The organism is Mesorhizobium sp. SARCC-RB16n (genome assembly GCF_008520305.1).
Taxonomy (GTDB): Bacteria; Pseudomonadota; Alphaproteobacteria; order Rhizobiales; family Rhizobiaceae; genus Mesorhizobium.
Map to the genome: position 1 here is coordinate 299,186 of NZ_ML703268.1, position 24,340 is coordinate 323,525.

Annotated in this window: 22 protein-coding genes and 1 tRNA gene; 11 read left to right on the forward strand and 12 right to left on the reverse strand. The window is 62.5% G+C overall.

Translation table 11 applies throughout. The annotated features are described in order from the left end of the window. Positions 1-29: 29 nt before the first annotated feature. The gene (locus C7I87_RS16525) at positions 30-1,067 is read right to left on the reverse strand and encodes an AraC family transcriptional regulator (protein WP_149905186.1); all 1,038 of its coding nucleotides are present in this window, start codon (positions 1,065-1,067) and stop codon (positions 30-32) included. A gap of 106 nt (positions 1,068-1,173) precedes the next feature. On the opposite strand from C7I87_RS16525, the gene C7I87_RS16530 reads away from it, so the two are divergent. Then, positions 1,174-1,446, forward strand: coding sequence for a DUF4242 domain-containing protein (locus C7I87_RS16530; RefSeq protein WP_149905187.1), 273 nt, complete (start codon positions 1,174-1,176; stop codon positions 1,444-1,446). 11 nt (positions 1,447-1,457) lie between these two features. Here the strand turns inward: C7I87_RS16530 and sthA are convergent, their stop codons facing one another. Beyond that, positions 1,458-2,846: a Si-specific NAD(P)(+) transhydrogenase gene (sthA, locus tag C7I87_RS16535; RefSeq protein WP_149905188.1), complete on the reverse strand. Its 1,389-nt coding sequence runs from the start codon at positions 2,844-2,846 to the stop codon at positions 1,458-1,460. A 205-nt stretch (positions 2,847-3,051) separates the two neighbouring features. Between sthA and C7I87_RS16540 the strand changes: the two genes are divergently transcribed. The 3 genes from C7I87_RS16540 to C7I87_RS16550 all read left to right on the forward strand — a co-directional run bounded on the left by C7I87_RS16540 (position 3,052) and on the right by C7I87_RS16550 (position 5,450). Continuing rightward, a complete protein-coding gene (locus C7I87_RS16540) occupies positions 3,052-3,522 on the forward strand; it encodes an RDD family protein (protein WP_149905189.1) in 471 nt (156 codons plus the stop codon). Positions 3,523-3,661: 139 nt separating this feature from the next. Then, positions 3,662-4,420: an arginyltransferase gene (locus C7I87_RS16545; RefSeq protein ID WP_015318275.1), complete on the forward strand. Its 759-nt coding sequence runs from the start codon at positions 3,662-3,664 to the stop codon at positions 4,418-4,420. A gap of 133 nt (positions 4,421-4,553) precedes the next feature. Then, the gene (locus C7I87_RS16550) at positions 4,554-5,450 is read left to right on the forward strand and encodes a DMT family transporter (RefSeq protein ID WP_149905190.1); all 897 of its coding nucleotides are present in this window, start codon (positions 4,554-4,556) and stop codon (positions 5,448-5,450) included. A gap of 9 nt (positions 5,451-5,459) precedes the next feature. Here the strand turns inward: C7I87_RS16550 and C7I87_RS16555 are convergent, their stop codons facing one another. Then, positions 5,460-6,674 (reverse strand): AI-2E family transporter, encoded by a 1,215-nt coding sequence (locus tag C7I87_RS16555; RefSeq protein WP_149905191.1) that lies wholly within the window; start codon positions 6,672-6,674, stop codon positions 5,460-5,462. A gap of 208 nt (positions 6,675-6,882) precedes the next feature. Next, positions 6,883-9,135: a DNA topoisomerase IV subunit A gene (parC, locus tag C7I87_RS16560; protein WP_149905192.1), complete on the reverse strand. Its 2,253-nt coding sequence runs from the start codon at positions 9,133-9,135 to the stop codon at positions 6,883-6,885. Between the two features lie 333 nt (positions 9,136-9,468). Here parC and C7I87_RS16565 point away from each other — a divergent pair, with 333 nt between their 5' ends. After that, positions 9,469-10,659: a hypothetical protein gene (locus C7I87_RS16565; RefSeq protein ID WP_149905193.1), complete on the forward strand. Its 1,191-nt coding sequence runs from the start codon at positions 9,469-9,471 to the stop codon at positions 10,657-10,659. A 116-nt stretch (positions 10,660-10,775) separates the two neighbouring features. Here the strand turns inward: C7I87_RS16565 and aspS are convergent, their stop codons facing one another. Further along, entirely contained in the window at positions 10,776-12,566 is a 1,791-nt protein-coding gene (gene aspS / locus C7I87_RS16570) for an aspartate--tRNA ligase (protein ID WP_188393873.1), read from the reverse strand. A gap of 200 nt (positions 12,567-12,766) precedes the next feature. On the opposite strand from aspS, the gene C7I87_RS16575 reads away from it, so the two are divergent. Both C7I87_RS16575 and rnd read left to right on the forward strand, forming a co-directional pair. Next, positions 12,767-14,011 carry an MFS transporter gene (locus C7I87_RS16575; RefSeq protein ID WP_149905195.1) on the forward strand — a complete coding sequence of 415 codons (1,245 nt, stop codon included), beginning with the start codon at positions 12,767-12,769 and terminating at the stop codon, positions 14,009-14,011. A 75-nt stretch (positions 14,012-14,086) separates the two neighbouring features. Further along, positions 14,087-15,238, forward strand: a complete 1,152-nt coding sequence (gene rnd, locus C7I87_RS16580) for a ribonuclease D (protein WP_149905196.1) — start codon at positions 14,087-14,089, stop codon at positions 15,236-15,238. A 49-nt stretch (positions 15,239-15,287) separates the two neighbouring features. Here rnd and C7I87_RS16585 read toward each other — a convergent pair whose 3' ends face one another. The 5 genes from C7I87_RS16585 to C7I87_RS16605 form a co-directional block, all read right to left on the reverse strand. Next, positions 15,288-15,707, reverse strand: coding sequence for an MAPEG family protein (locus tag C7I87_RS16585; protein ID WP_149905197.1), 420 nt, complete (start codon positions 15,705-15,707; stop codon positions 15,288-15,290). Positions 15,708-15,732: 25 nt separating this feature from the next. Continuing rightward, complete coding sequence (locus C7I87_RS16590) at positions 15,733-16,275, reverse strand: hypothetical protein (protein ID WP_188393874.1); 543 nt, start codon at positions 16,273-16,275, stop codon at positions 15,733-15,735. Between the two features lie 31 nt (positions 16,276-16,306). Continuing rightward, positions 16,307-17,809: an IMP dehydrogenase gene (guaB, locus tag C7I87_RS16595; RefSeq protein WP_149905199.1), complete on the reverse strand. Its 1,503-nt coding sequence runs from the start codon at positions 17,807-17,809 to the stop codon at positions 16,307-16,309. Positions 17,810-18,028: 219 nt separating this feature from the next. Next, complete coding sequence (locus C7I87_RS16600; RefSeq protein ID WP_149905200.1) at positions 18,029-18,496, reverse strand: PIN domain-containing protein; 468 nt, start codon at positions 18,494-18,496, stop codon at positions 18,029-18,031. Continuing rightward, on the reverse strand, positions 18,493-18,732 hold the full coding sequence (locus C7I87_RS16605; protein WP_149905201.1) for a type II toxin-antitoxin system Phd/YefM family antitoxin: 240 nt from the start codon (positions 18,730-18,732) through the stop codon (positions 18,493-18,495). The genes C7I87_RS16600 and C7I87_RS16605 overlap by 4 nt, the downstream gene beginning before the upstream one ends. A gap of 211 nt (positions 18,733-18,943) precedes the next feature. On the opposite strand from C7I87_RS16605, the gene C7I87_RS16610 reads away from it, so the two are divergent. Continuing rightward, a complete protein-coding gene (locus C7I87_RS16610; protein WP_149905202.1) occupies positions 18,944-20,365 on the forward strand; it encodes an MFS transporter in 1,422 nt (473 codons plus the stop codon). A 175-nt stretch (positions 20,366-20,540) separates the two neighbouring features. Here the strand turns inward: C7I87_RS16610 and C7I87_RS16615 are convergent, their stop codons facing one another. Together C7I87_RS16615 and C7I87_RS16620 are read right to left on the reverse strand one after the other, a co-directional pair. Next, the gene (locus tag C7I87_RS16615) at positions 20,541-21,287 is read right to left on the reverse strand and encodes an RlmE family RNA methyltransferase (protein WP_149905203.1); all 747 of its coding nucleotides are present in this window, start codon (positions 21,285-21,287) and stop codon (positions 20,541-20,543) included. Between the two features lie 25 nt (positions 21,288-21,312). Next, complete coding sequence (locus tag C7I87_RS16620) at positions 21,313-22,728, reverse strand: Ppx/GppA phosphatase family protein (RefSeq protein ID WP_373424737.1); 1,416 nt, start codon at positions 22,726-22,728, stop codon at positions 21,313-21,315. Positions 22,729-22,779: 51 nt separating this feature from the next. Here C7I87_RS16620 and C7I87_RS16625 point away from each other — a divergent pair, with 51 nt between their 5' ends. From C7I87_RS16625 to C7I87_RS16635, 3 genes are all read left to right on the forward strand, one after another. After that, positions 22,780-22,965 (forward strand): hypothetical protein, encoded by a 186-nt coding sequence (locus tag C7I87_RS16625; RefSeq protein ID WP_149905204.1) that lies wholly within the window; start codon positions 22,780-22,782, stop codon positions 22,963-22,965. 99 nt (positions 22,966-23,064) lie between these two features. Beyond that, complete coding sequence (locus C7I87_RS16630; protein WP_149905205.1) at positions 23,065-23,997, forward strand: lysylphosphatidylglycerol synthase domain-containing protein; 933 nt, start codon at positions 23,065-23,067, stop codon at positions 23,995-23,997. A 161-nt stretch (positions 23,998-24,158) separates the two neighbouring features. After that, a tRNA-Gln gene (locus C7I87_RS16635) sits at positions 24,159-24,232 on the forward strand. Positions 24,233-24,340 lie beyond the last annotated feature (108 nt).

Consider the following 24,340-nt stretch of genomic DNA (forward strand, 5'->3'; position numbering starts at 1 on the left):
TCGTCGCTTGCGAACATGCGCCTGAGGCGTCAGCGCGATACCGATGCGCTGTTCGCGGACAGGCCTGCCTCGCGCCATTGCGCCGGAGATGCCCCCAGGCAGCGGTGGAATGCCCGGCTGAAAGCTTCCTCGGAGCCGTAGCCGCAACGCTCGGCCACCGACAGCAGCTTCAGGCTGGTGTCGCGCAGCAGATCGGCGGCCAGTTGCATGCGCCATTCGGTCAGGTAACGCATCGGCGACTGGCCAAGCAGATTGCGGAACCGCTCGTCCAGCACCGACCGCGACGTGGCGGCGCGTCTCGCCAGCTCTTCATTGCTCCATTTGCGGCTGGGCTCGGAGTGGAGCAGGCCCAATGCACGGCCGAGCACAGGATCGCTGACCGCGGCCAGCCATCCCGAATCCGAAGCTTTCTGTTCGGAATAGAGCCGCAGGGCTTCGACGAAAAGCAACTCCGGCAGCCGCGCCATCAGCAGCCGGCTTCCTTGGCGAGCGTTCGCGCTTTCATCCAGCGCATAGGTGAAGCAGGCCTGCATCCATTCGGTGAGCGCACCCGGACGCGGCCGGACAGCGAAGACGGCGGGCAGGCGCTGCATGAAGACATTGAAAAGAAGCTGATCGCAGGTCAGGTAGCCGCAGACGACGCGGGCCGCTTCGCCGCCGCCGTCGATGCGAACCACCGGCAGGCTTTGCCATGGCGGCGGCGGGACGAGATCGGCGGCGTGCACGGCTCCAACGAGCGCGGGATTGCCCATCAGGTGCCGGTCGCCATGCGGAAGCACGATGAGGTCCCCGGCGCCGGCCTCGACATGGACGCCGCGGGCGCTGATCTGGAAATGCCCCTCCTGGACAATATGGAACAGAATCAGCCGCTTCGATCCGACCGCCAGCAGCTTGGCCATGTCGGCTGCTTCCGGCGAATCCAGCGCCCAGGGCGCGCGATACTCTCCCATCAGGAAGATCGAACCCGAAAGCCGAACCTGCGACAGCACATCAAGCAACAGGTCTTGCCTGGGTTCGGGTTGGCCCTCTGCCGGTCGTTCGATCAGTCTGCCCGGTGTTTCGATCATGGCTTGCCACGATTTTTCGACGGAAGCTCTCTGTCGTCGAAGCGCTGCTCAAGCATCGCGCCAACGGACGACCACGTCAATGATGGCTGGTCGACAGGAGGAATTCATGCCCAAATTCGTGATCGAACGCGATATGCCGGCCGTCGGAAAGCTTTCAGCCTCTGAATTGCGAGGCGCAGCACAAAAATCATGCGATACGCTCGACGCGCTTGGCCCCAAAATCCAGTGGATCCAAAGCTATGTGACCGACGACAGGATCTACTGCGTCTACTACGCGGCGAACGAAGGATTGGTTCGCCAGCACGCGGAGAGGTCCGGGTTTCCGGCCGACCGGATTTCGCAGGTCCGCAACGTTATCGAGCCGGCGACCGCCGAATAGCCGTCGCGCCCCTACCCGCGCCCCATCCTGTTCCAGGCGTCGAGGCCTGCGATCTTGTAGGCCTCGGCCAGGGTTGGGTAGTTGAAGGTATTGTTGACGAAGAAGTCGACCGTCCCGCCGAGGTTGATCACCGCCTGGCCAATGTGAATGAGTTCGGTGGCGCCCTCGCCGACGATATGCGCGCCGAGCAGGCGTCGCGTCTCGATCGAGAACAACAGCTTCAGGAAGCCGGTGTCGACGCCCATGATGTGGCCGCGCGACGTCTCGCGGAAGCGCGCGACGCCAACCTCATAGGCACCGCCGCTTTGGCGCACCTGTTCCTCGGACTGGCCGACCGTCGAGATCTCCGGCACCGCATAGATGCCGTAGGGAAAGGTCTCCGGCGGCGCCGGCAAGGTCACGCCAAAGGCATGACAGGCGGCCACCCTGCCCTGCTCCATTGACGTGGAGGCGAGGCTCGGAAAGCCGATGACGTCGCCCGCGGCATAGATATTGGGCACGCTGGTCTGGAAGGTCTGCGGATCGACCTTGATGCGGCCCCTTGAGTCGGCTTCGATCCCGACCACGTCGAGGCCGAGGCTGCCGATATTGCCGGTGCGGCCGGCGGCGTAGAGCACGACCTCGGAGCGGATCGTGCGGCCATCGGCCAGTTCCACCTCCGCGGTTTCCGGCTTGGAGCGGATTTCCTTGACCGCGCTGCCCAGCCTTATCGTCATGCCGCGGTCGCGCATCTGGTGGATGAAATCGTCGACGATCTCGCGGTCGACGAAATCGAGGATGGAGTTGCGCGGCTCGACCAGCGTCACCGGTACGTCGAGCGCGGAAAAGATCGTGGCGTATTCGACGCCGATGACGCCGGCGCCGATAACCGTCAGTGTGCGCGGCAGGCGGTGGAGTTCAAGCATCTCGTCGCTGTCGAAGACACGGGTCTTGTCGAACGGCACCTCGCCCGGCCGATGCGGTCTGGTGCCGACCGCGATCAGCGCATTGGCGAAGCCGACTTCGCTGTAGTCGCCATTGTCCGATGTCAGGCTGACCTTGTTGGGGCCGAGAAATTTTACCGCCGCGCGCGCACTTTTGACCGTGTTGCGCATGAACTGGTGTTGCAGCACCTCGACCTCATGGTCGAGCGTCTTGTGCAGGCGCTCGATCAGGTCGCCGACCGAGATATCCTGCTTGACCCGATAGCCGCGTCCATAAAAGCCGCGCTCGCGCCAGCCCGAGAGATTGAGCACCGTTTCGCGTAGCGTTTTCGAAGGAATGGTGCCAGTGTGCACCGAGACGCCGCCAAGACGCCGGCCCCGGTCGACAACCAGCACCGATTTGCCGAGTTTGGCCGATTGCACCGCCGCGCGGCGGCCGGAGGGGCCGCTGCCGATGACCAGCATGTCGTAGTCCATATTGCCCCGTTCCCTCGGCGTCTTGTTGCGCCGCAGCAAGCTAACGCCATCCGCACCGCAAATTCAACCGGTTCAGGCCGTCAGCCTGTTCTGTCCTGCCCGGCGCGCGGCGGCGAAACGGCCCGATCTTGATTCCACCATGGGCCTTCACCATTTCTGATGAGGTGGGCGCAGGCTAAGCAGGCCCCTGTTACGAGGAAATGACATGAACGCTCGCGTTCTCGACGGCGAAATCATCAACACCCGGATCGACGATGTCAGGGCTTATGAAGGCGTGCGCACAAGGCGCATCCTGGCCTGCGTGCTCGACTATATCATCGTCGCCCTGCTGACCATTCCGTTCGCCATCCTGGTATTCTTCCTCGGGCTTCTGACCCTCGGTCTTGGCTGGACGCTGTTCGGCGTCCTGGTGCCGGCAGTCGCCATCCTCTACATCTGGAACACTCTGGGCAGCGCCGACCAGGCCACCACGGGCATGAAGATGATGGGCATCCGCCTCGACCGTCTCGACGGCAGGCCGATCGACGGCCTCACCGCGGTGGTGCATTCCGTGCTGTTCTGGGCAGGCAACGTCATCCTGTCGCCGCTGGTCCTGCTGGTGACGCTGTTTTCGGACCGCAAGCGCACGTTGCACGATCTTTTGCTCGGCACGGTCGTCAGCCGTACTGGCCGCTAAAACCGGCCCTCGAGAGAAACCACGGCTCTTTGAGCGCAAATGTGAAGGTGTTCAGTCAACCACACCTTCACAATCCTGTTGAATTTTTCGCCGCCGGAGCCAAAGGTAGAGCGATTCGAAGGAGTGTTTCCAAGGCTCGATGACGCAGCACCCGACCCAGTCGCCGCAGTTCTTCCTGACCGCGCCGTCGCCGTGCCCCTACCTCGACGGCCAGTTCGAGCGCAAGGTGTTCACGCATCTGGTCGGCGACAAGGCCTCGGAGATGAACGACCTGCTCACGCAAGGCGGCTTCCGCCGCTCGCAGAACATAGCCTACAGGCCAGCCTGCGAGACCTGCCGCGCCTGTGTATCCGTGCGCATCCTGGCCCAGGAATTCACCGCCAGCCGCAACATGAAGCGCGTGCTGCAGCACAATTCCGACCTCGTCGGCGCCATGCACAATGCCGAGCCCTCGACCGAACAATATTCGCTGTTTCGCGGCTATCTCGATGCCCGCCACCGCCGCGGCGGCATGTCAGACATGACGGTGCTCGACTACGCCATGATGGTCGAGGATACGCATGTCGACACCAAGGTGATCGAATACCGGCGGCGCGGACCCGACACCTTCATCACCGGCAAGGGTCAGGGCGAACTCATCGCGGTGGCACTCACCGACAAGATGGCCGACGGCCTGTCGATGGTCTATTCCTATTTCAATCCCGATTTCGAAAGCCGCTCGCTCGGCACCTTCATGATCCTCGACCACATCGCCCGTGCCAAGGCGATGGGACTGCCCCATGTCTACCTTGGCTACTGGGTCAATGGTTCGCGCAAGATGAATTATAAGATGCGCTTCATGCCGCAGGAGCATCTCGGTCCAAAAGGCTGGGAGCGCTACACCAACGAAGCGGTCTGACGCTGAGTTTTCCCACGATCCACGCTTAAACTGTTTCAAGGCAGGGGATGCTGGTCTTTCAGCCGCTCGGCTGGAGAGAGTGCGCGATTGCGCCGATCGGCCGCCACCTGCATTTCATTGCGAAAGTTCCTGCATGTCCTCTCACCACGATCACCAGAAGGGCCTTTTGATAACCGCCATTGGCGGACTGATACTGACTGTCGACATACCGTTGATCCGCCTTGCGGATGGCGGCGCCTGGACGATCCTTTTGCTGCGAACCGGAACCACTTTCATCGCCGCGATGATCATCTGGTCGGTCTGGCGCGCGCTGAGCCGGAATGTCCCGCCGCTGATCCCCGGCTGGTCCGGACTGATCGTGGCGATATGCTATGGGCTGACCTCGATCACCTTCGTTACCGCGGTCTTCCACACCTCGACCGCCGATCTGGTGTTCATCCTGGCCTTCAACACTGTGTTCGCTGGCTTGCTGTCCTGGATATTCCTGAGGGAAAGACCGCGAGCGGTGACGATCGTGGCGATGCTGGTCATGATCCTCGGCGTGCTGGTCATCGTCGGCGGCTCGGTCGGTACCGGCAAGTTGTTCGGCGATTTCATGGCGCTCTGCTCAGCTTTCTTCATCGCGGTCGCCATCACCATCTCGCGCGCCAGCGGCAAGGATATGGGGTTCACCTCGCTCATCGGCGTCCTTCTACCGCTTGGGCTGTCCGCCTTCATGGTGACAGGCGAAGGCTTTCACGTGAACGCGCCATGGTGGATCATCTTCAACGGCGCCGTCATCATGCCGATCTCGTTCTTCTGCCTCGCCGCCGGGCCGAAATACATTACAGGACCGGAAGTGGCGATGTTCTATCTGCTCGAAACCGTGTTGGCGCCGATCTGGGTGTGGATGATCTTCGCCGAGACGCCGACCCGCAACAGCCTGATCGGCGGCGGCATCCTGATTGTCACGCTGGTCGCCCATTCGCTATGGCAATTGCATGACGGGCGCAGGCAACGTGGCGACCTCGCGGTGCACCATCCGGCGTAGAGGCCGAGATCAGGCGCTGGCCTTCTTCGCGGCGCCTGGTTCGGGCAGGGCCTCGATCTGCGGACCGGTCTCGATCTCGGTGGCCGATCCGGCAGCCGCCTCGTCGGAGAGTTCCACCTCGCGCAGCCACTCGCGCCAGATCGCGACCAGCAGCGCCATCAGCACCGGGCCGATAAACAGGCCGAGAAAACCCATGGTCTTGACGCCGCCGATCAGGCCGAAAAAGGTCGGCAGGAAGGGCAGTTTTATCGGCCCGCCCACGAGCTTGGGGCGCAAGGTCTTGTCGACGATGAACAGCTCGACCGTTCCCCATATGAACAGCGCCAGGCCGGCCATCGGCGAGCCGCTGGCGGCGAGGTAGATCGACACCAGGGTGAAGGACAGTGGTGCACCGCCGGGGATGAGCGCCATCACGCCGGTCAGCGCGCCCAACGTCACAGGTGACGGCACCCCGGCCAGCCAGTAGGCGATGCCCAGCACCAGCCCCTCGCCTATGGCAATCACGGTCATGCCCGTCACGGTCGAGGAAATGGTCGCCGGCACGACGCGCGAGATCCGCTCCCAGCGGGTCGGCAGGATGCGTTCGCCGAGGCGATCGATCTGGCCGGCGAAATTTTCACCGTCGCGATAGGCGAAAAACAGGGCAATCATCATGAACAGCAGCGTTAGAAAAAGACTGAAAGCGCTGCCGCCGGCGGCAAGCGCGCCCCGGTAGATGCTGCCGATATTGGCGCCGCTGACCAGCTGGATCAGTTCGCCGATGCCGCCGGGATGGCCGATATTGGTCGTCCACTGCTCGTTCAGCCACTCACCCACGACAGGCATGGTGGCGATCCAGTGCGGCGTCACCGCACCGTGCCGATTGGTCTCTATCGCCCAGCCCACCCATTCGCGCACCTCGTTGATCGCATAGGTGCCGGCAAGTGCGATCGGGATCACCAGGAAGGCGAGGATGAACAGGATGGCAAATGTGGCGGCGATGGTGCGGTTGCCGCCAACGCCGACCAGCAGGCGACGGTAGAGTGGCCAACTGGCGAAGGCGATGACGAGCGCGGCCAGTACCGGGAACAGGAAACCGTGGAAGAAATAGACACCGGCGGCAACGATCAGCACCAGCAACCAGCGTGCCGCCGACAGCGGCGGAATGACGGCCGAACGGAGCGGCGTCGAAAGCCCGAACAGGCGCTGCTGTCGTTCCGGTTTCTGGATCCTGGTTTCTTTCAAACGCCCTGTTCTCCCCGGCCCATCTAGTCAGTTATGCACTGAGATAGTGCAGCAATCGTGACGATAGTCCAAATGTCTTGGGATCTCTCTCTTTGAGGCCCCTCGAGGGGAGATGGCCCGCAGGCACGAGGGGTCGCCAGGCGACACAGGCGCTACGCTTTCCTGAGGGATCGAGACGGGCTCGCATTCCCTAGGGGAGATCAGCACCTCACCCGAACTTGCCAGTCCTCGGGAAACCTTTCGGCACCATACGCCCTGCCGATGCCCTCGCGCCGATCCACTCGGCCAGCTCCTCGCGCGAACGGGTGAAGGTGCGGTCGGCCGAATCCTGCCAGGAAAGACCGGTCTCCAGCGTGAACGGCTTGAGGTCGAGAAGGCCGCCATCCTTGTATTTCTGCAGCCGGACGCCCTTGCCGCGGCCCATCTCCGGAATCTCCGAGAGCGCGAACACCAGCATCTTGCGGTTCTCGCCGACGATGGCCAAATGATCGCCAGTGACCGGCACGCAGCGCTTGGCTTCGTCGGGGGTCTTGACGTTCATCACCTGCTTGCCCTTGCGGGTGTTGGCGACCACCTCTTCCTCCGGAACGATGAAGCCGTTGGCGTCGAAAGAGGCGAGCAGCAGCTTGCGCTTGGGATCGTGGACGAAGGCGGTGACGATGTCCTGGTCATTGTCCATGTCGACGATGATGCGGATCGGCTCGCCATGGCCGCGGCCACCCGGTAGCCGATCGGCGCCGATCGTGTAGAACTTGCCGCCGGTGGTGAAGACCAGCACCTTGTCGGTCGTCTGGGCATGGAAGGCTAGCTTGAGGCTGTCGCCCTCCTTGAAGGTCAGCGTCGAGAGATCGGCAAGATGCCCCTTCATCGCCCGCAGCCAGCCCTTTTCCGAAACCACGACGGTGACCGGCTCGCGCTCGATCATGGCGTGCGCGATGTCGGTCAGGTCGTGCTCGGGCGCATCGGCGAACTGGGTACGGCGCTTGCCGAGATCGGTCTCAGGGCCGAACTTGTCGCGAACCTGAGTGACTTCCCACTTGATCGTCGACCACTGCTTTGCATCCGAAGCCAGCAGCGCCTCGATCTGCTTCTTCTCGGCGGTCAGGCCATCGAATTCCTTGCGGATCTCGAATTCCTCCAGCTTGCGCAAAGCGCGCAGCCGCATGTTGAGGATCGCTTCAGCCTGGGTGTCGGTGAGCGACCAGCGGGCCATCATGACCTGCTTTGGCTCATCCTCCTCGCGGATGATCTTGATCACCTCGTCGATGTTGAGATAGGCGATCAGGTAGCCGGCGAGGATTTCCAGTCGCCTCTCGATCTCGCCAAGGCGATGTCTCGAGCGACGGATGAGGACGTCGCGGCGGTGATCCAGCCATTCCTGCAGCACGCCTTTCAACGACAGCACGTTGGGCACCTTGCCGCGCGACAGCACATTCATGTTGAGCGGGAAACGGCTTTCGAGCTCCGTGAGCTTGAACAGCGATTCCATCAGGATGCCGGGGTCGACGGAACGGCTCTTGGGCACCAGCACGACGCGGATGTCCTCGGCACTTTCGTCCCTGACGTCCTCGAGCAGCGGCAGCTTGCGGGCCATCAACAGCTCGGCGATCTTCTCGATCAGCCGCGCCTTCTGCACGCCATAGGGGATTTCGGTGACGACGATGCTCCAGGTGCCCCTGCCCTGGTCTTCCTGATTCCACTTCGACCGCACGCGAAAGCCGCCGCGCCCGGTTTCGTAGGCTTCGAGGATGGAGGCGCGGCTGTCGACGATGATGCCGCCGGTCGGGAAATCCGGCCCCTGGACGAAATCCATCAGCTTCGCCACCGGTGCGTCGCGATGCTCGATCAGGTACAGCGCGGCGTCGCAAAGTTCGGCCGCATTGTGCGGAGGGATCGATGTCGCCATGCCGACCGCGATGCCGGACGAGCCGTTGGCCAAGAGATTGGGGAAGGCACCGGGGAGCACAACCGGCTCCTCGTCCTCTTCATTATAGGTCGGCCGATAGTCGACGGCATCCTCGGTGATGCCGGCAAGCAATTCGGTCGCCACGTCGGTCATGCGCGCTTCGGTGTAGCGCATGGCAGCGGCATTATCGCCGTCGATGTTGCCGAAATTGCCTTGGCCGTCGACCAAGGGATAGCGCATCGAAAAGTCCTGCGCCAGCCGTACCAGCGCGTCATAGATCGACTGGTCACCATGCGGGTGGAATTTACCCATCACCTCGCCGACGATGCGGGCGCATTTGGCAAAACCCTGGTCGGGATTGAGGCGCAGCAGGCGCATGGCGTGCATGATGCGGCGATGGACCGGCTTCAGTCCGTCGCGCACGTCCGGCAGCGCCCGGTGCATGATGGTCGACAGCGCATAGGCGAGATAGCGCTCTTCCAGCGCCTTCTTCAGGTCGACCGGTTCGATATGATCGCCGCCGCCATTGTCAGGCGGCAAAAGCCTTTTTCCCATGGGCTGGACCTAGCCGAGCGGGTGATTCGCGGCAAGAGGCGCGCACCGGACCGATCGATTTGCGCACTTTTCTGCAACAGGAAACCGCGAGGTCGTGCTTGCCGGCCAACATCAATCTGTTACATGCCACATCTATTGCGAAGCACGCTTGGCGGCCCGACCTTCATGCCAAATTCACCGCATTCTCCAATAGCGTTCGGATCGGGTTTGCCTTTCGCTGCGATTTTCGACCATTGTGCCGGGACACGCCTTTTTCCCGTCCAGTTCGTCACGGAATGGTGATGGCGCAAAGAATTGAAAAACAATTTTCAGGACACTCTCAGGGACCTTGCGATGACAATCAACCGCTCAACTCTCCGGAAATTCGCTCTTTCGACCTTCTTGCTCACACTGCCGCTGAATGCGGCCCTTGCCCAGGACGCCGCGGTCGCGGACCGGCTGAAGGCAGCACTCGCGGCCCAGGGCGTCGAGATCTCCTGGACCGGCGTGACCGGTGACAACACCAGCATGGTGCTGCAGGGCGTGTCGGTGAAACCGGCCGCGGAAAAGGAAGCGCTGCCGATCGGCGACGTCAAGCTCGAGAACGTCACCGAAGCCAATGGCGGCTATGATATCGGCACCGTGTCGACCTCGGCCTTCGAACACAGCAAGGACGGCGTCACCCTCGATCTCAGCCCCTTCGTCATCCACGACATGACGGTACCGGCCGACGGCTCCACCGGCCCGCTTGGCTCGCTGATGATGTACAAATCCGCCGAACTGTCGAACATGACGGTCAAGGTCGCCGACAAGACCGCCTTCTCGATGGACGGCCTTGCCATCGAGATCACGCCGCCTGCCGACGGCAAGGCGATGGAGTTCACCGCCAACACGGAGAAGTTCACGGCCGATCTCTCGCTGGTCGACGATCCCAAGTCCAAGGAGGTCATCAACGCGCTCGGCTACCAGAACATCTCGGGCAATCTCGAAATGGCCGGCACCTGGCAGCCATCTGACGGCAAGATGGAACTGTCGAAATACGACATCTCCGTCGAGAATGCCGGCACGCTCGGCATGACCTTCAACCTCGGCGGCTACACGATCGACTTCATCAAGTCGCTGCAGGAAATGCAGAAGAAGATGGCCGCACAGCCGGAAGGCGCCGACAATTCGGCGCAAGGCATGGCCATGCTCGGCCTGTTGCAGCAGCTCTCGTTCAACAGCGCCTCGATCCGCTTCGACGACGATTCGCTGACCGGCAAGGTGCTTGAGTATGTCGGCAAGCAGCAAGGCATGTCGGCCAAGGACATCGCCAACCAAGCCAAAGCGATCGTGCCGTTCGGCATGGCGCAGCTCAACAATCCCGAGTTGACGGCTCAGGTGACCGCGGCGGTGAGCAAATATCTCGACGATCCGAAGAGCCTCGAAATCTCCGCCGAGCCGCCGGCGTCGGTGCCGTTCGCGCTTATCATGGCGGGCGCCATGTCGAACCCGCTCGACCTGCCGAAGACACTCGGCGTCAGCGTCAAGGCGAACGAGGACTGATCGAAACGATCTCTCAATACGCAAAAGCTCGGCAGCGATGCCGGGCTTTTTTGTTGGATTGCCGAATCGGAAGAACCGGTTCGAGCGAATACCTGAAGTGAAGCCTGAAGCTCCGGTCAGGCGTCCTTCTTGGTCGGCGCGACGCGCAGCGCCAAATCGCGAAGCTGCTGCGGGCTCGCTTCCGACGGCGCGTTCATCAACAGGTCATAGGCCTGCTGGTTCATCGGGAACATGGTGATTTCGCGCAGGTTCTTGGCGCCGACCAGCAGCATGACGACGCGGTCGACACCGGCGGCCATGCCGCCATGTGGCGGCGCGCCATACTGGAAGGCGCGATAGAGGCCGCCAAAGCGCTCCTCGACCGTGGCGCGGTCCAGCCCGACCGTCTCGAACGCCTTGACCATGGTTTCGGGCAGGTGGTTGCGGATGCCGCCAGAGGCGATCTCGAAACCGTTGCAGACCATGTCGTACTGGAAGGCCTTAATGCCGAGCAGGTCCTCGCCGTTCAGCGCATCGATGCCACCTTGCGGCATGGAGAACGGGTTGTGGGCGAAATCGATCTTCTTCTCCTCCTCGTTCCACTCGAAGAACGGGAAGTCGACGATCCAGCACAGTTCGAAACGTTCGCGGTCGACGAGATTGAGTTCCTCGCCGGCACGGGTGCGCGCGGCGCCCGCGAAAGAAACGAACTTCTTCGGATCGCCGGCGACGAAGAAGGCGGCGTCGCCGTCGGCAAGGCCGAGCTGCTGGCGGATCGCCTCGGTGCGCTCCTCGCCGATGTTCTTGGCGAGCGGGCCGGCGCCTTCGAGCTTGTCGCCCTCCTTGCGCCAAAAGATGTAGCCCAGCCCCGGCTGGCCCTCGCCTTGCGCCCAAGAATTCATACGGTCGCAGAAGGCGCGGCTGCCGCCGGTCTTGGCCGGAATGCCCCACACTTCGGCCTTCGGGTCATTGGCCAGAATGTTGGCGAACACCTTGAAGCCGGAATCGCGGAAATGATCTGAGACGGCCTGCATCTCGATTGGGTTGCGCAGGTCCGGCTTGTCGGAGCCATATTTGCGCATGGCGACATCATAGGGAATACGCTGGAATTTCTGCGTCACCGGCTTGCCGTTGGCGAAGGTTTCGAAGACGCCGCGCATCACCGGTTCCATGGTCGACAGCACGTCGTCCTGCTCGACGAAGCTCATCTCAAGATCGAGCTGGTAGAATTCGCCGGGCAGGCGGTCGGCGCGCGGGTCTTCGTCGCGGAAGCAGGGCGCGATCTGGAAATAGCGGTCGAAGCCCGACACCATGATCAGCTGCTTGTATTGCTGCGGCGCCTGCGGCAGCGCGTAGAAAGTGCCGGGATGGATGCGGGACGGCACCAGGAAGTCGCGCGCGCCTTCGGGCGACGACGCGGTGAGGATCGGCGTCGAGAATTCGGTGAAGCCGACCTCGCTCATGCGCTTGCGCATCTCGGCGATTATTTTCGTGCGCGCCACGATGTTCCGGTGCAGCGTCTCGCGGCGCAGGTCGAGGAAGCGGTATTTCAGCCTGATGTCCTCGGGATAGTCCGGCTCGCCGAACACCGGCAATGGCAATTCCTTGGCCGCCGACAGCACCTCGATCTCGCGGGCGAAAATCTCGATTTCGCCGGTCGGCAGGTTGGCGTTGGTGGTCTCGGGCAGGCGCGCCTTGACCTCGCCGTCGACGCGGATGACCCACTCGCCGCGCAAGGTCTCGGCGACCTTGAAGGCAGGCGAATCCGGATCGGCGACGATCTGGGTCAGGCCGTAATGGTCGCGCAGGTCGATGAAGAGCAGGCCGCCATGGTCGCGCACGCGATGCACCCAGCCCGACAGGCGAACGGTCGAGCCGACGTCGCTCTTTCTCAACTGGGCACAGGTGTGGCTGCGGTAACGATGCATTGTCATTGGTAAAGTCCGGGGTGCTGGGTGGCAGGCCGAAGCATTGCGGCCCGGCCTCAAAATTTGCGCGAAAAGCGCATGGGAGGCCGGATTTGTCAAGGCAAGCGGGCGTCATGGCCCAACGCCGCCGGCAAATGCCGCTGGCACTGACTGGAACAATGGTCCAAGAAGAGATCACCGACACGTGATTGCCTTCTTTCATGTCCTCCATCCGGCCGCTGATCCCGCTTCTCCTCGCCGCAGGCATCCTGCTCGGCGGCAACGGGCTGCAGAGCACACTGATCGCGCTGCGCGGCGCGCAGGAAGGATTTTCGGCTTCCGACATCGGCCTTATGGGCACCTTCTATTTTGCCGGCTTCCTGCTCGGCTGCCTGGCCATCACGCGCATCATGAAGGCGGTCGGCCATATCAGGGCGTTTTCGGCGCTGGCGGCGATCGCCTCGGTCGGCACTTTGCTGCTGGTCCTGGTTCTCGACCCGGTGATGTGGTGCGCGGTGCGCTTCGCCGGCGGCTTCTGTTTCGCCGGATTGTTCACCATCGTCGAAAGCTGGTTGAATTCAGGCGTCACCAACAAGGACCGCGCCCGCGTGCTGGCGATCTACAGGATGGTCGATACCGGCTCCGTGACATCAGCCCAGTTCCTGATCCCGGTCTTCGGCGCCGGTGGCTTCACCATCTTCGCCATCATGTCGATCATGATCACGCTGTCGCTGGTGCCGGTCTCGCTCGGCGACCGCTCCAACCCGACGCCGCCGGAGGAGGTCAAGCTCGATCTGGCGCGCGTCTGGCGAATTTCGCCGCTTGGCTGCTTCGGCTGCATCGCAGTCGGCGTCACCAACAGTGCCTTTCGCACCTTGTCGCCGGTCTATGCCGAGCAGATCGGCATGTCGGTCGCCGACGTCGTCACCTTCGTCAGCGTCGGCATCTTCGGCGGCGCCATCATCCAATATCCGCTCGGTTACCTCTCCGACCGCTGGGATCGGCGCCGGGTGTTGTTGATGACGACCTGCTGCGCGATGCTTTCGGCCCTGGCGCTGGTGTTCGTCGCCGGCAGCAATCCGGTGCTCAACTTCATCATCATCTTCATCTTCGGCTGTTTCGCCATGCCGCTCTATTCGCTGTCGGCGGCGCATTCCAATGATCGCGCGGATGCCGGCGAGTTCGTGCTGATCAACGCTGCCTTGATGCTGTTCTATTCCTTCGGCGCCATTGGTGGCCCTTTCGCGGCCTCGACAGCGATGCAGTATTTCGGGCCAAGCGCACTGTTTGTCTTCAGTGCAGTGGTCTACGCGGTTTTCATCGCCGTCATTCTCTACCGCATGCAGGCACGCTCTGGAGTACCGGCAGGCAAGCGCAGCCGCTTCACCGCGCTGTTGCGCACCTCGACCATTTTCGCGCGGCTGGCCAGGAGAAATAGTGATCCAGACAGCCCGGACGGGCCGTGATGCCAGCAGCACAGCTTGACGAATGCCTTCCCGGCTGAAATCTAGGAAGACCCTACTCCTGCCAAAAGCGATTTGATGCACGTCATCACCACCCAGAAAGAACTCGAGACCGTTCTCGCCGCTTTCGAAAAGTCGGATTTCGTTACCGTCGACACCGAATTCATCCGCGAAACGACCTTCTGGCCAATCCTGTGCCTGATCCAGATGGCCGCGCCCGGCGTGACGGCGCTGATCGATCCGCTGTCACCTGATATCGATCTGGCTCCCTTCTTCAGGCTGATGGCCAACGAGGCGGTGGTCAAAGTCTTCCACGCCGCCCGGCAAGACATCGAAATCATCGTCCATCTCGGCGATCTCGTTCCGCATCCGGTGTTCGACACCCAGGTGGCGGCAATGGTGTGCGGCTTCGGCGACAGCGTGTCCTACGATCAGCTCGTGCAGCGCATCACCGGGGCGCGGCTCGACAAGTCGTCGCGCTTCACCGACTGGCGCCATCGGCCGCTGTCCGACAAGCAGCTCGACTATGCGCTGGCCGACGTTACCCACCTGATCGAGGTCTATCAGCACCTCAACGCCGAGTTGGCGCGGGAAAATCGCGCCCACTGGCTGAACGAGGAAATGGATGTCCTGACCTCGCGCGAGACCTACGATCCGCACCCCGAGGATGCCTGGAAGCGGCTGAAGATGAGGCTTCGCAAACCGCAGGAGCTGGCGATCGTGCAGGGCGTGGCGGCATGGCGCGAACGCGAGGCGCGCGAGCGCGACGTACCGCGCGGCCGCGTGCTCAAGGACGACGCGATCTACGAGATCGCGCAACAAGGGCCGCGCGATGCAACAGCCCTTGCCAAGCTGCGCACCACGCCCAAGGGCTGGGAACGCTCCTCGACGGCGACGGCACTGCTCGGCGCGGTCAACACCGCGCTCGCCCTGCCCAAGGAGCAGATGCCGAAATTGCCGAAAAACTTCCAGCCGCCCGAGGGCTCGAATGCGGCTGCGGAACTCTTGAAAGTGCTGCTTAGGATCGTCGCCGAAAAACAGGGCGTCGCCTCGAAGGTGCTCGCCTCCAGCGACGATATCGACCGCATCGCCGCCGAGGGCGAGGAGGCCGACGTGCCGGCGCTGCAAGGCTGGCGGCGCGCCGTGTTCGGCGAACAGGCGCTGAAGCTGGTGCGCGGCGAGATCGGGATCAAGTTCGACAAGCGAAAAATAGCGGTGTTCGACCTGTAAGCGCGCCGTCTTTTCCTTCTCCCCTTGCGGAGAAGTGAGTTGGCACAGCTCAGACGATTGCGAGCAAGTGCAGGGCCAGCCAGATCCAGCCCAGCGCCAGCACCACCGCGCCCAGGACGAAGGAGCGGTTTCGCAGCAGCAGGTTGTTGCTGGTCAGGTGAACCCAGGCGTGAGAATAGCGCGACGCGACAAAAATCCACATTAGTGCGAGCGTGATGTAATTGACGCCGTTGGCCATGTGCAGTGACAGGCACAGCACGTAGAAAAGCACCGGCAGTTCGAACTGGTTGATCAAACTGTTCGCGACGGTGATAGTGGAGGCCGGCTCGGTCGAACGAACCTTGTACTGGCCGACCTTGGCTTCACCCGACTTGACCGCAAAATGGCGGCGCCGGCCCATGACGACATAAACGATGTAGACCAGCAGAACTTGCGCAAGCACCGGCCAGAAGATCGTCGTCTGGTTCATGAAGTCGCCCCTGCCCTGTTCTGCTTCAATTCTGATGTCTTTGGCCCGCCAGCCAGAAAGCGGCAATGACAATGGACGGGACGGCGAGAAGCGCGAATTTGGTGACGATCAGCGCCGAGGCGAATGACAGCGAGTCCGGGTTGGCGTAGAGGAAGTCGGACAAAAGACGCGCCACGGCGATATTCTGGACGTAGTCGGCGAGCGTATAAGGCAGCACCAGGACCAGCGCGAAGATTGCCTGCACCTGCGCCGGCAGCACGCGGAAATTCTTCAGGCGCCGGCCGGTTGCCAGGATCAGGCTGACCAGCGTCAGCGACAACAGGGCCGGAAACAAAAGATCGAAGGTCAGGTAATGCCAGACCAGGATGATCTCGCCACCGCGCCGGCCAAGCGCCGTCAGCCAGGCCATGCCTTCGTCGGGCGTGAATCCGAAATAGCGCATGTCGAGCGAGGGCAGCCCCCCGCTCAACTGGCGGAAATAGAAGAATTCCATCACCGTCATGGCGATGAAAACCGCTGCCGAGAGGAAACAGAGCGCCGCGACATGGCGTGACAAGCGCAGCACCATGGCGGTCAAGCTGTGCCAAAGCCCGGAAGAATCAGGCTCCGCCGGGATAATTGGGGCTTTCGCGGGTAATCGTGACGTCATGGGCGTGGCTTTCACGAAGTCCGGCGTTGGATATGCGCACAAAAGTGGCGCGTTCCCGGAAATCGGCAAGGTCGCGGCCACCGACATAACCCATAGCGGCTTTCAGCCCGCCTGCAAGCTGGTGCAACACGCCAGACACAGGTCCTTTGTAGGGGACCTGCCCTTCAATGCCTTCCGGCACGAGTTTCAGCGTGTCGCGCACCTCGGCCTGGAAGTAGCGATCGGCGGAGCCCCGCGCCATGGCGCCGACCGAGCCCATGCCGCGATAGGCCTTGAAGGAGCGGCCCTGGTGCAGATAGACCTCGCCAGGGCTTTCGTCGGTCCCGGCAAGCAGCGAGCCGATCATGGCGGCACTGGCGCCGGCGGCGAGTGCCTTGGCGAGATCGCCGGAATATTTGATGCCGCCGTCGGCGATCACCGAGGCGCCTGATTTGTGCGCCGTCTCGACCGCCGACATGATGGCCGAAAGCTGGGGAACGCCGACCCCGGCCACGATGCGGGTGGTGCAGATGGAGCCGGGACCAATGCCGACCTTGACGGCATCGGCGCCGGCGTCGATCAGCGCCCGCGTGCCTTCCGCGGTGGCGACGTTGCCGGCCAGGATGCGCACCGAGTTGGAGAGCTTCTTCGCCCGCGTCACCGCGTCCAGGACGCGCTGTGAGTGGCCATGCGCGGTGTCGATTACCAGCAGGTCCACGCCGGCCTCGATAAGACGCTCGGCGCGCTCGAAGCCGTCGTCGCCGACGCTGGTGGCGGCCGCGGCGCGCAGGCGCCCCTGCGCATCCTTGGTGGCGTGCGGGTTGAGCTGCGACTTCTCGATGTCCTTGACGGTGATCAGCCCGACGCAATTGCCCTTTTTGTCGACCACGACCAGCTTCTCGATGCGGTGCTGGTGCAAAAGCCGCTTGGCCTCGTCCTGATCGACATTCTCCTTGACCGTGATCAGGTTCTCACGGGTCATCAATTCGTAGACCTTTTGCGCCGGATCGGAAGCGAAGCGCACATCGCGGTTGGTCAGGATGCCAACCAGCCGACCGGTCTTGTGGCCGCCGGTGCCGCCGTTTTCGACCACCGGAATGCCCGAGATCGAATAGGTACGCATTAGCGACAATGCGTCGGCGAGCGTGGCGTCGGGACCGATGGTGACCGGGTTGACCACCATGCCGGATTCGAATTTCTTGACCTGCCGCACCTGCTCGGCCTGCTCGGCGGGCGAAAAATTGCGATGGATGACGCCGATGCCGCCAGCCTGCGCCATGGCGATGGCAAGCCTTGCCTCGGTGACCGTGTCCATCGCCGCCGACAGGATCGGCACGTTGAGGTCGATGTCGCCGGCGATGCGGGTGCGGATGTCGGTCTGGCCGGGCATGACCTCGGAATGACCTGGCTGCAAAAGCACGTCGTCAAAGGTCAGCGCCAGTGCGCCGGTGGACGTTTCGATGATTTTTGCCATGGCCAGCCCTTTGAATGCGAAAAAGCGCTGGACCGGAATGGACAGCGCCGACTCGTTCTTCCCTTTCAGGATTGGCGGTGGCTGGTAACACGTCGCAGCGTCGATGAAAAGCCGATCGTTGAATGGTCGTTAAGGTTCCTGGATCGGTTCAGTGTCGATAGCGCCGCGGAACCGATCCAACTTCTTGTTTCTACGCAGTTCCGGACGGGAAAAACCGTTTCACACTTTTCCTGGAACCTGGTCCGCGCCCAGCAGAGCATCGAGCAATTCATGATGTGGCGATGTGAAAGGATTGACAACGGTTACGCCGCCCCAGGTGAAGCCATGGTGCAGATCTTCCGACAAGAGCAGCCGACAACTCGATTGCGAGGCAGCTGATAGGATGACCGCATCCCAGATACTGAAATGGTGGTCCGCTGCAAGATCGACCGCCATCATCATAACCTCAGGCGATGTTCCGGCGACCGGAAAGGCGTCGCGCCAGCCCAGAAGCGCATCCCGAGCTTCCTGCGAAGATCGTCCAGCCTTGCGAACAAGCACGTTGAACAGTTCGCCAAGCACCTGAACCGGAATGACAACTGCCTCTTGCGGAACGTTGCGGAGCAATTCCAGAACAGCGTCACGCTTATCGGCGTTGTTCACGCCTTCAGCATAAGCAAGGATGTTAGTGTCGAGGGCGACCTTCACCGCTCGTAAAGCTCGTCGCGCGTCCATTGCCCGGCATCGACGACAGGCTGCCGTTCGAGCCGCGACAGCAATGTGTTGCGCGAACGCGAGGCCACCTGACTGCGATTGTCCACGGGCACGATCCGCGCAACCGGCCGTCCATGACTGGTCACGACAAAGCTCTGCCCTTCCCGCACACCACGAAGAATGAGCGAAAATTTTCGATTGGCGTCGGCGGCTGAAACGGATTCGTCCATGATCGCATCCAAGTAGTTATTTTAACTACAATAGCAATGGCTTGGTTCCTTGGCAAGCAATCTCTGACCGCTGCAGAGGCACTCCACGGCGTTGAAGTCGCACAAAAGTGACAGCAAATTAATGCGACATTGCTCCGAAGGCGTGATAACCGCCCGTTGCATCGGCTCGCCCCAGCCGGCAGGCAATTTTTGACCAATTCGGACGCGTTCGTTGAACCGCACCATTCCGCTTATCCTTGCGGTCGCTCTTTTCATGGAAAACATGGATTCGACCGTCATAGCGACATCGCTGCCGGCGATCGCCATCGACATCCATACCAGCCCGATCGCGCTCAAACTGGCGCTGACGGCCTATCTGGTGTCGCTGGCGATCTTCATTCCGATCAGCGGCTGGATGGCCGACCGCTTCGGCGCCAAGAACGTCTTCCGCGCCGCGATCGCGGTGTTCATCGCCGGCTCCGTCGCTTGCGCTTTCTCCGGTTCGCTGCCGGCCTTCGTGATTGCACGCTTCCTACAAGGCATCGGCGGCGCCATGATGACGCCCGTCGGGCGACTGGTTCTGGTACGCGCCACGCCCAAGAGCGAACTGGTCGCCGCCATGTCGTGGCTGACTGTTCCCGCACTGGTCGGGCCGCTGGTAGGCCCGCCGATCGGCGGCTTCATCACCACCTACTTCACCTGGCACTGGATTTTCCTGATCAACGTGCCGATCGGCCTGATCGGCATCTGGCTGGCCACCCGCTTCCTGCCGGAAACCGAATCGATGGAAACGCCGCCGCTTGATTTCATCGGCTTCGTCCTGAGCGGGCTGGCAGCATCCGGCGTCGTCTTTGGCCTCTCGGTCGTCAGCCTGCCTTATCTGCCGCCCGCGACCGGTCTGATCACGATCGCCGTGGGGCTGTTGTCGGGCGCGCTCTACCTCATGCATGCGCGCCGCGCCAGGAATCCGCTGCTGGCGCTCGAACTGTTTCGCAACCAGGTGTTCCGCTCGTCAGTCCTTGGAGGCTCGCTGTTTCGCATCGGCATCGGCGCCGTGCCGTTCCTGTTGCCGCTGATGTTCCAGATCGGCTTCGGGCTGACCCCGTTCCAGTCCGGCATGATCACCTTCGTCTCGGCGATCGGCGCCATCGGCATGAAATTCGTCACCGCGCTGATCTTCCGCATCGTCGGCTTCCGCCGCGTGCTGATCCTCGGCTCGCTGGTCGCTGCCGCGTCGATCGCCATCTACGGCCTCTTCACCCCCGAAACGCCTTACGCGCTGATGCTGGCCATATTGCTGGTCGGCGGCTTCATCCGCTCGATGTTCTTCACCGGTGTCAACGCACTCTCCTATGCCGAAGTCTCAGCGGAAGATACTAGCAAGGCGACGCCGATTACGGCGGTGTTCCAGCAGCTCTCGATCGCGCTCGGCGTGGCGCTCGCCGGCGGCGTTCTGGAAGTCTCGACCTCGGTCCATGGCGGGCCGTTGACGCTGGGCGACTTCCATATCGCCTTCTTCATCGTGGCGGCTGTATCGGCGGCGGCTTCGCTGTCGTTCATGCGGCTGGCACCCGACGCCGGCAATGCCGTCTCCGGCCATGGCCGGCTGACAACGCCTAAGGCACTGGAACCGGTCAGATCGCCGGGAGAGTGAGCCAGCCAGTTCAGCCCTTGGCGTCGTCCGGCCCTTCACTGTGGCTCCGGGCGCTCGACGTCTAGAGCATGATGCCGAAAAGTGTGAAGCGGTTTTCGGACGACATCATGCTCTATCTCTTTGATTTAGAGACGGATTCAGATTTCAGGTCGACTCGACCTGAAATCATCCGGCTCTAGGAAACGTCCATCGGACGTTCCGATCCGCCTGACAGCGAACCAGCGTCTCGCCCTTTGAAGTCTTTCGCCAAGAGATAGAGCTCCACCGATTCATCCCGCGAGGCCGGCGGCTTGACGTGGTGGACGGAGCGGAAATTCTTCTTGAGCATGGAGAGCAGCTCATTTTCGGCGCCGCCCTGGAAGGTCTTGGCGAGGAAATGGCCGCCGGGCTTCAGGACCGACAGCGCGAAATCGGCCGCCACCTCGCACAGATGCATGGTGCGGATATGGTCGGTCCGCTTGTGGCCGGTGGTGGGTGCCGCCATGTCGGACAGCACGACATCCGGGTCCCCGCCCAGCGCCTCGGCCAGTTTTTGCGGAGCCTGCGGATCCAGAAAATCCAGCAGCAGCACCGGCGCACCGGGCACGGCGTCCATTTCCAAATAATCGATGCCGACGACATGCGGATGTTCGGCCGTCGATTTCGTGCGCGCGGCCGCGACCTGGCACCAGCCGCCGGGGGCGGCACCCAGATCGATCACCTTCATGCCGGGCTTCAGCAGATGGTGCTTGTCGTCGATCTCGATCAGCTTGTAGGCCGCGCGCGAGCGATAGCCGTCAGCCTTAGAGCGCTGGACATAGGGATCGTTGATGTGGCGCTGCAACCAGCGGCGCGACGATTCCTTCAGGCCGCTTTTCTTCTTGATCCGCGTCTTCAGCACGCGAATGCCGGCGGATCCTGGTTTTTCCGGTTTCTTGGTCATTGCCTGATTTCTTGTTTGAGCATGCTCACGCCCTAGCACGTCCATCGTTGCGCCAGACGCCGTCATCGGCCATCAGCTCGCTCAATATACCCTCGCGCAGGCCCCTGTCGGCAACGCGCAGCCGCTCCGACGGCCAGACCGCGCGGATTGCTTCGAGGATGGCACAGCCGGCCAGCACGAGATCGGCACGGTCGGCGCCGATACAGGGGTTGGCGCAGCGCTGCTGGAAATTCCAGCCGACCAGTTTCTCCACCATGCGGTCGACGCTGTCGCGGTCCATCCACAGGCCGTCGACCCGGCGGCGGTCGTAGCGTTCGAGATCGAGATGGACGCCGGCCAGCGTCGTCACCGTGCCCGAAGTGCCCAGCAGATGGAAATTCGGGCTCGTCTTGAGGTGGCTCAGCCGATCGCGGCCATCGAAAGCGGCCAGCCTGCCGGCGACATCGTCGACCATGGCGTTGAAGGTTTCGCGCGTCACGGTGCGGCCGCCAAAGCGTTCCGCCAATGACACGACGCCGACCGGCAGCGATGTCCACGACACGATATGATTGGCGAGCCTTGGCGAGCGGCGGCCGGTGAGATCGATCAGGGCAATCTCGGAGGAGCCGCCGCCGATGTCGAACAGGACGACGCCTTGCGTGTCTCGCTCGACCAGCGAGCCGCAGCCGGAAACCGCAAGGCGGGCTTCTGTCTGGCGGTCGATGATCTCAAGCTTCAGGCCAGCTTCGCGTTCGACACGATCAAGGAATTCAACGCCGTTTTCGGCGGTGCGGCAGGCTTCCGTGGCGATCAGCCTTGCCTTCCTGATCTTGCGGCCGCGCAATTTATCACCGCATACCTTCAGCGCCTCGACCGCGCGGTCCATCGCCGGCTGGCCAAGCCGGCCATTGGCGGTGAGCCCCTCGCCCAGCCTGACGATGCGCGAGAAGGCATCGATGACGCGGAACTGGCCATGCCGGGTGGGAACGGCGACCAGCAGCCGGCAATTGTTGGTGCCGAGATCGAGGGCGGCGAAAACGGGAAGCTCGTGCACCGGCGGCCGGCGGTTGCCTTGTTCGGGGCGCGGCATTGGAACGACGGGCGAGATCGTCGGAGCCGCAATAGGTTTCAGGTCCACTGCCGCGACAGCGGCTTTGCCTGGCACCGGCGACCGATTGTCTTCGGGGCGCGCATCGTCGCGCGCAAAAACCTTGCGCCCACGCCTTCGCTTGCGCCGTTTCTTGGGCTTGCCCTTCTGGGTCGCGTCGCCCGCCTGCCCGTTCACGGAGCGAGGCTCGGTTGGGTGGCGTTGCTGCCAACCGGCTGCCCCCGGGCCTGACGATCCCGGGGAAGCGCTGGACGCGCCCACCTCCGGCGCGCCTGCGCCGGTGTCGCGGTCTTCCACTGTCGTTCCTTCCGGCGCCGCGCGAACCGGTGACGGACGCAGCAGGCGCTTTGGCATGTTTCAAGTTGCCGCCAGACTAACAGCGCGGCGCCCGATCACCAAGAGCCCATGCTGAATTTTGCCGGCTGGATGCGCGGCCTGCTTGGCACCGGCGTAATGTTCCCGCAAGGCCGAGTTGATAGCGCGACGCCGTCGAAGATGATCGCGGCGCGGCAGTGGCGGCCGCCGTTTGCCGTGCGCCTGCTGTCGCGGCGCACGGCAAATCCGGCGCGACAAGTGTTCGCGGTTGAATAGCCGGCTTCAATGAGGCATTTCTGAATTGAATGGGGAATTCGGGGCGGTCAGCCTCTCGACAGAAAAGGAAGCGGATACGCAACGCATGGCAGTCGGGGAATGAACTGGAAACGCTATTTCTGGCCGGTCGTCGGCATCGGCGCGGTGATCCTCTCGCTGCTGCTGCTCTGGCATGAATTGCGCGGCATCTCGCTCGACGACGTCTGGGACGGGCTGGCGGCCATTCCGGCTCGCGGCTGGATGCTGGCAGGCTTGAGTTCGGTGGTGGCCTACGCCGCGCTCGCCGGCTACGATCACATCGCGCTGCTGCATATCGGCAGGCGAGTGTCGTGGCTGTTCGTGACGCTGTGTTCCTTCACCACCTATGCGTTGTCGCACAATATCGGCGGCTCGGTGTTTTCCGGCGCCGTCATCCGCTACCGTGCCTATGGCACCAGGGGCCTGACCGGCCAGGAAGTCGGAGTGCTGGTGGCTGTCTGCTGGATAACTTTCGTGCTGTCGACGATCCTCGCCTCCGGCCTTGTGCTGGTGTTCGAGCCACAGATTATCGACCGCTTCTCCGGCATCGCCCATCACGGCCTGTCGGAGGCGGCAGGCATCGCGATGCTGGTCCTCATCGCAGCCTATATATTCGGCAGTTGGCTGCATCTTCGCCCGTTGAAGATCGGCAGCTTCCAGTTGCACTATCCGGCGCTGCCGATCGTCGCCCGGCAATTGGTGATCGGACCGATCGAACTGCTCGCCGCCGCGGCGATCATCTTCTTCGCCCTGCCCGAAGTGCACAATCCCGGCTATTTCGTCGTGCTGGGCGTCTTCCTCGTCTCCTTCTCTGTCGCCCAGCTCTCGCACGCGCCAGGTGGCCTCGGTGTGTTCGAAGTGGTGTTCCTGGCCGGGCTTTCCGACATGGACCCGGTCGGCGTGCTGGCCGCGCTGCTGGTGTTTCGGCTGTTCTATCTGATCATCCCGCTGTTTCTGGGCCTGGGCATCGTGCTGTTCTTCGAACGCTCGCAATTCAGCCGGAAGGAGAGCTGAGGCCCGGAGTCCGCCCGACATTCGAAATCGTGGCGTTTGGAACCGGTGTTAAAGCTGGCGATTGAACCGCAGAGCAGGCTTGACTATTTTCCGCTGGCGGCTACAAGGCAGCGCTCAAGCGGCTCAGCCGTTCGGCCCGCGCGGTCCATGACCGCGCCTGCTGGGGAATAGGTTAACGGTAGACCCACGGACTCTGACTCCGTTAGTCCTGGTTCGAATCCAGGTTCCCCAGCCAACATCTTTCCAACGGCGCGATCTTCTCGAGATCATCGAGGGAGGCTACCAGCCCGGCTCGACCGTCGTCACCAGCTAGATGTTTAATCCCGGCATTTGCTGGAGCGGA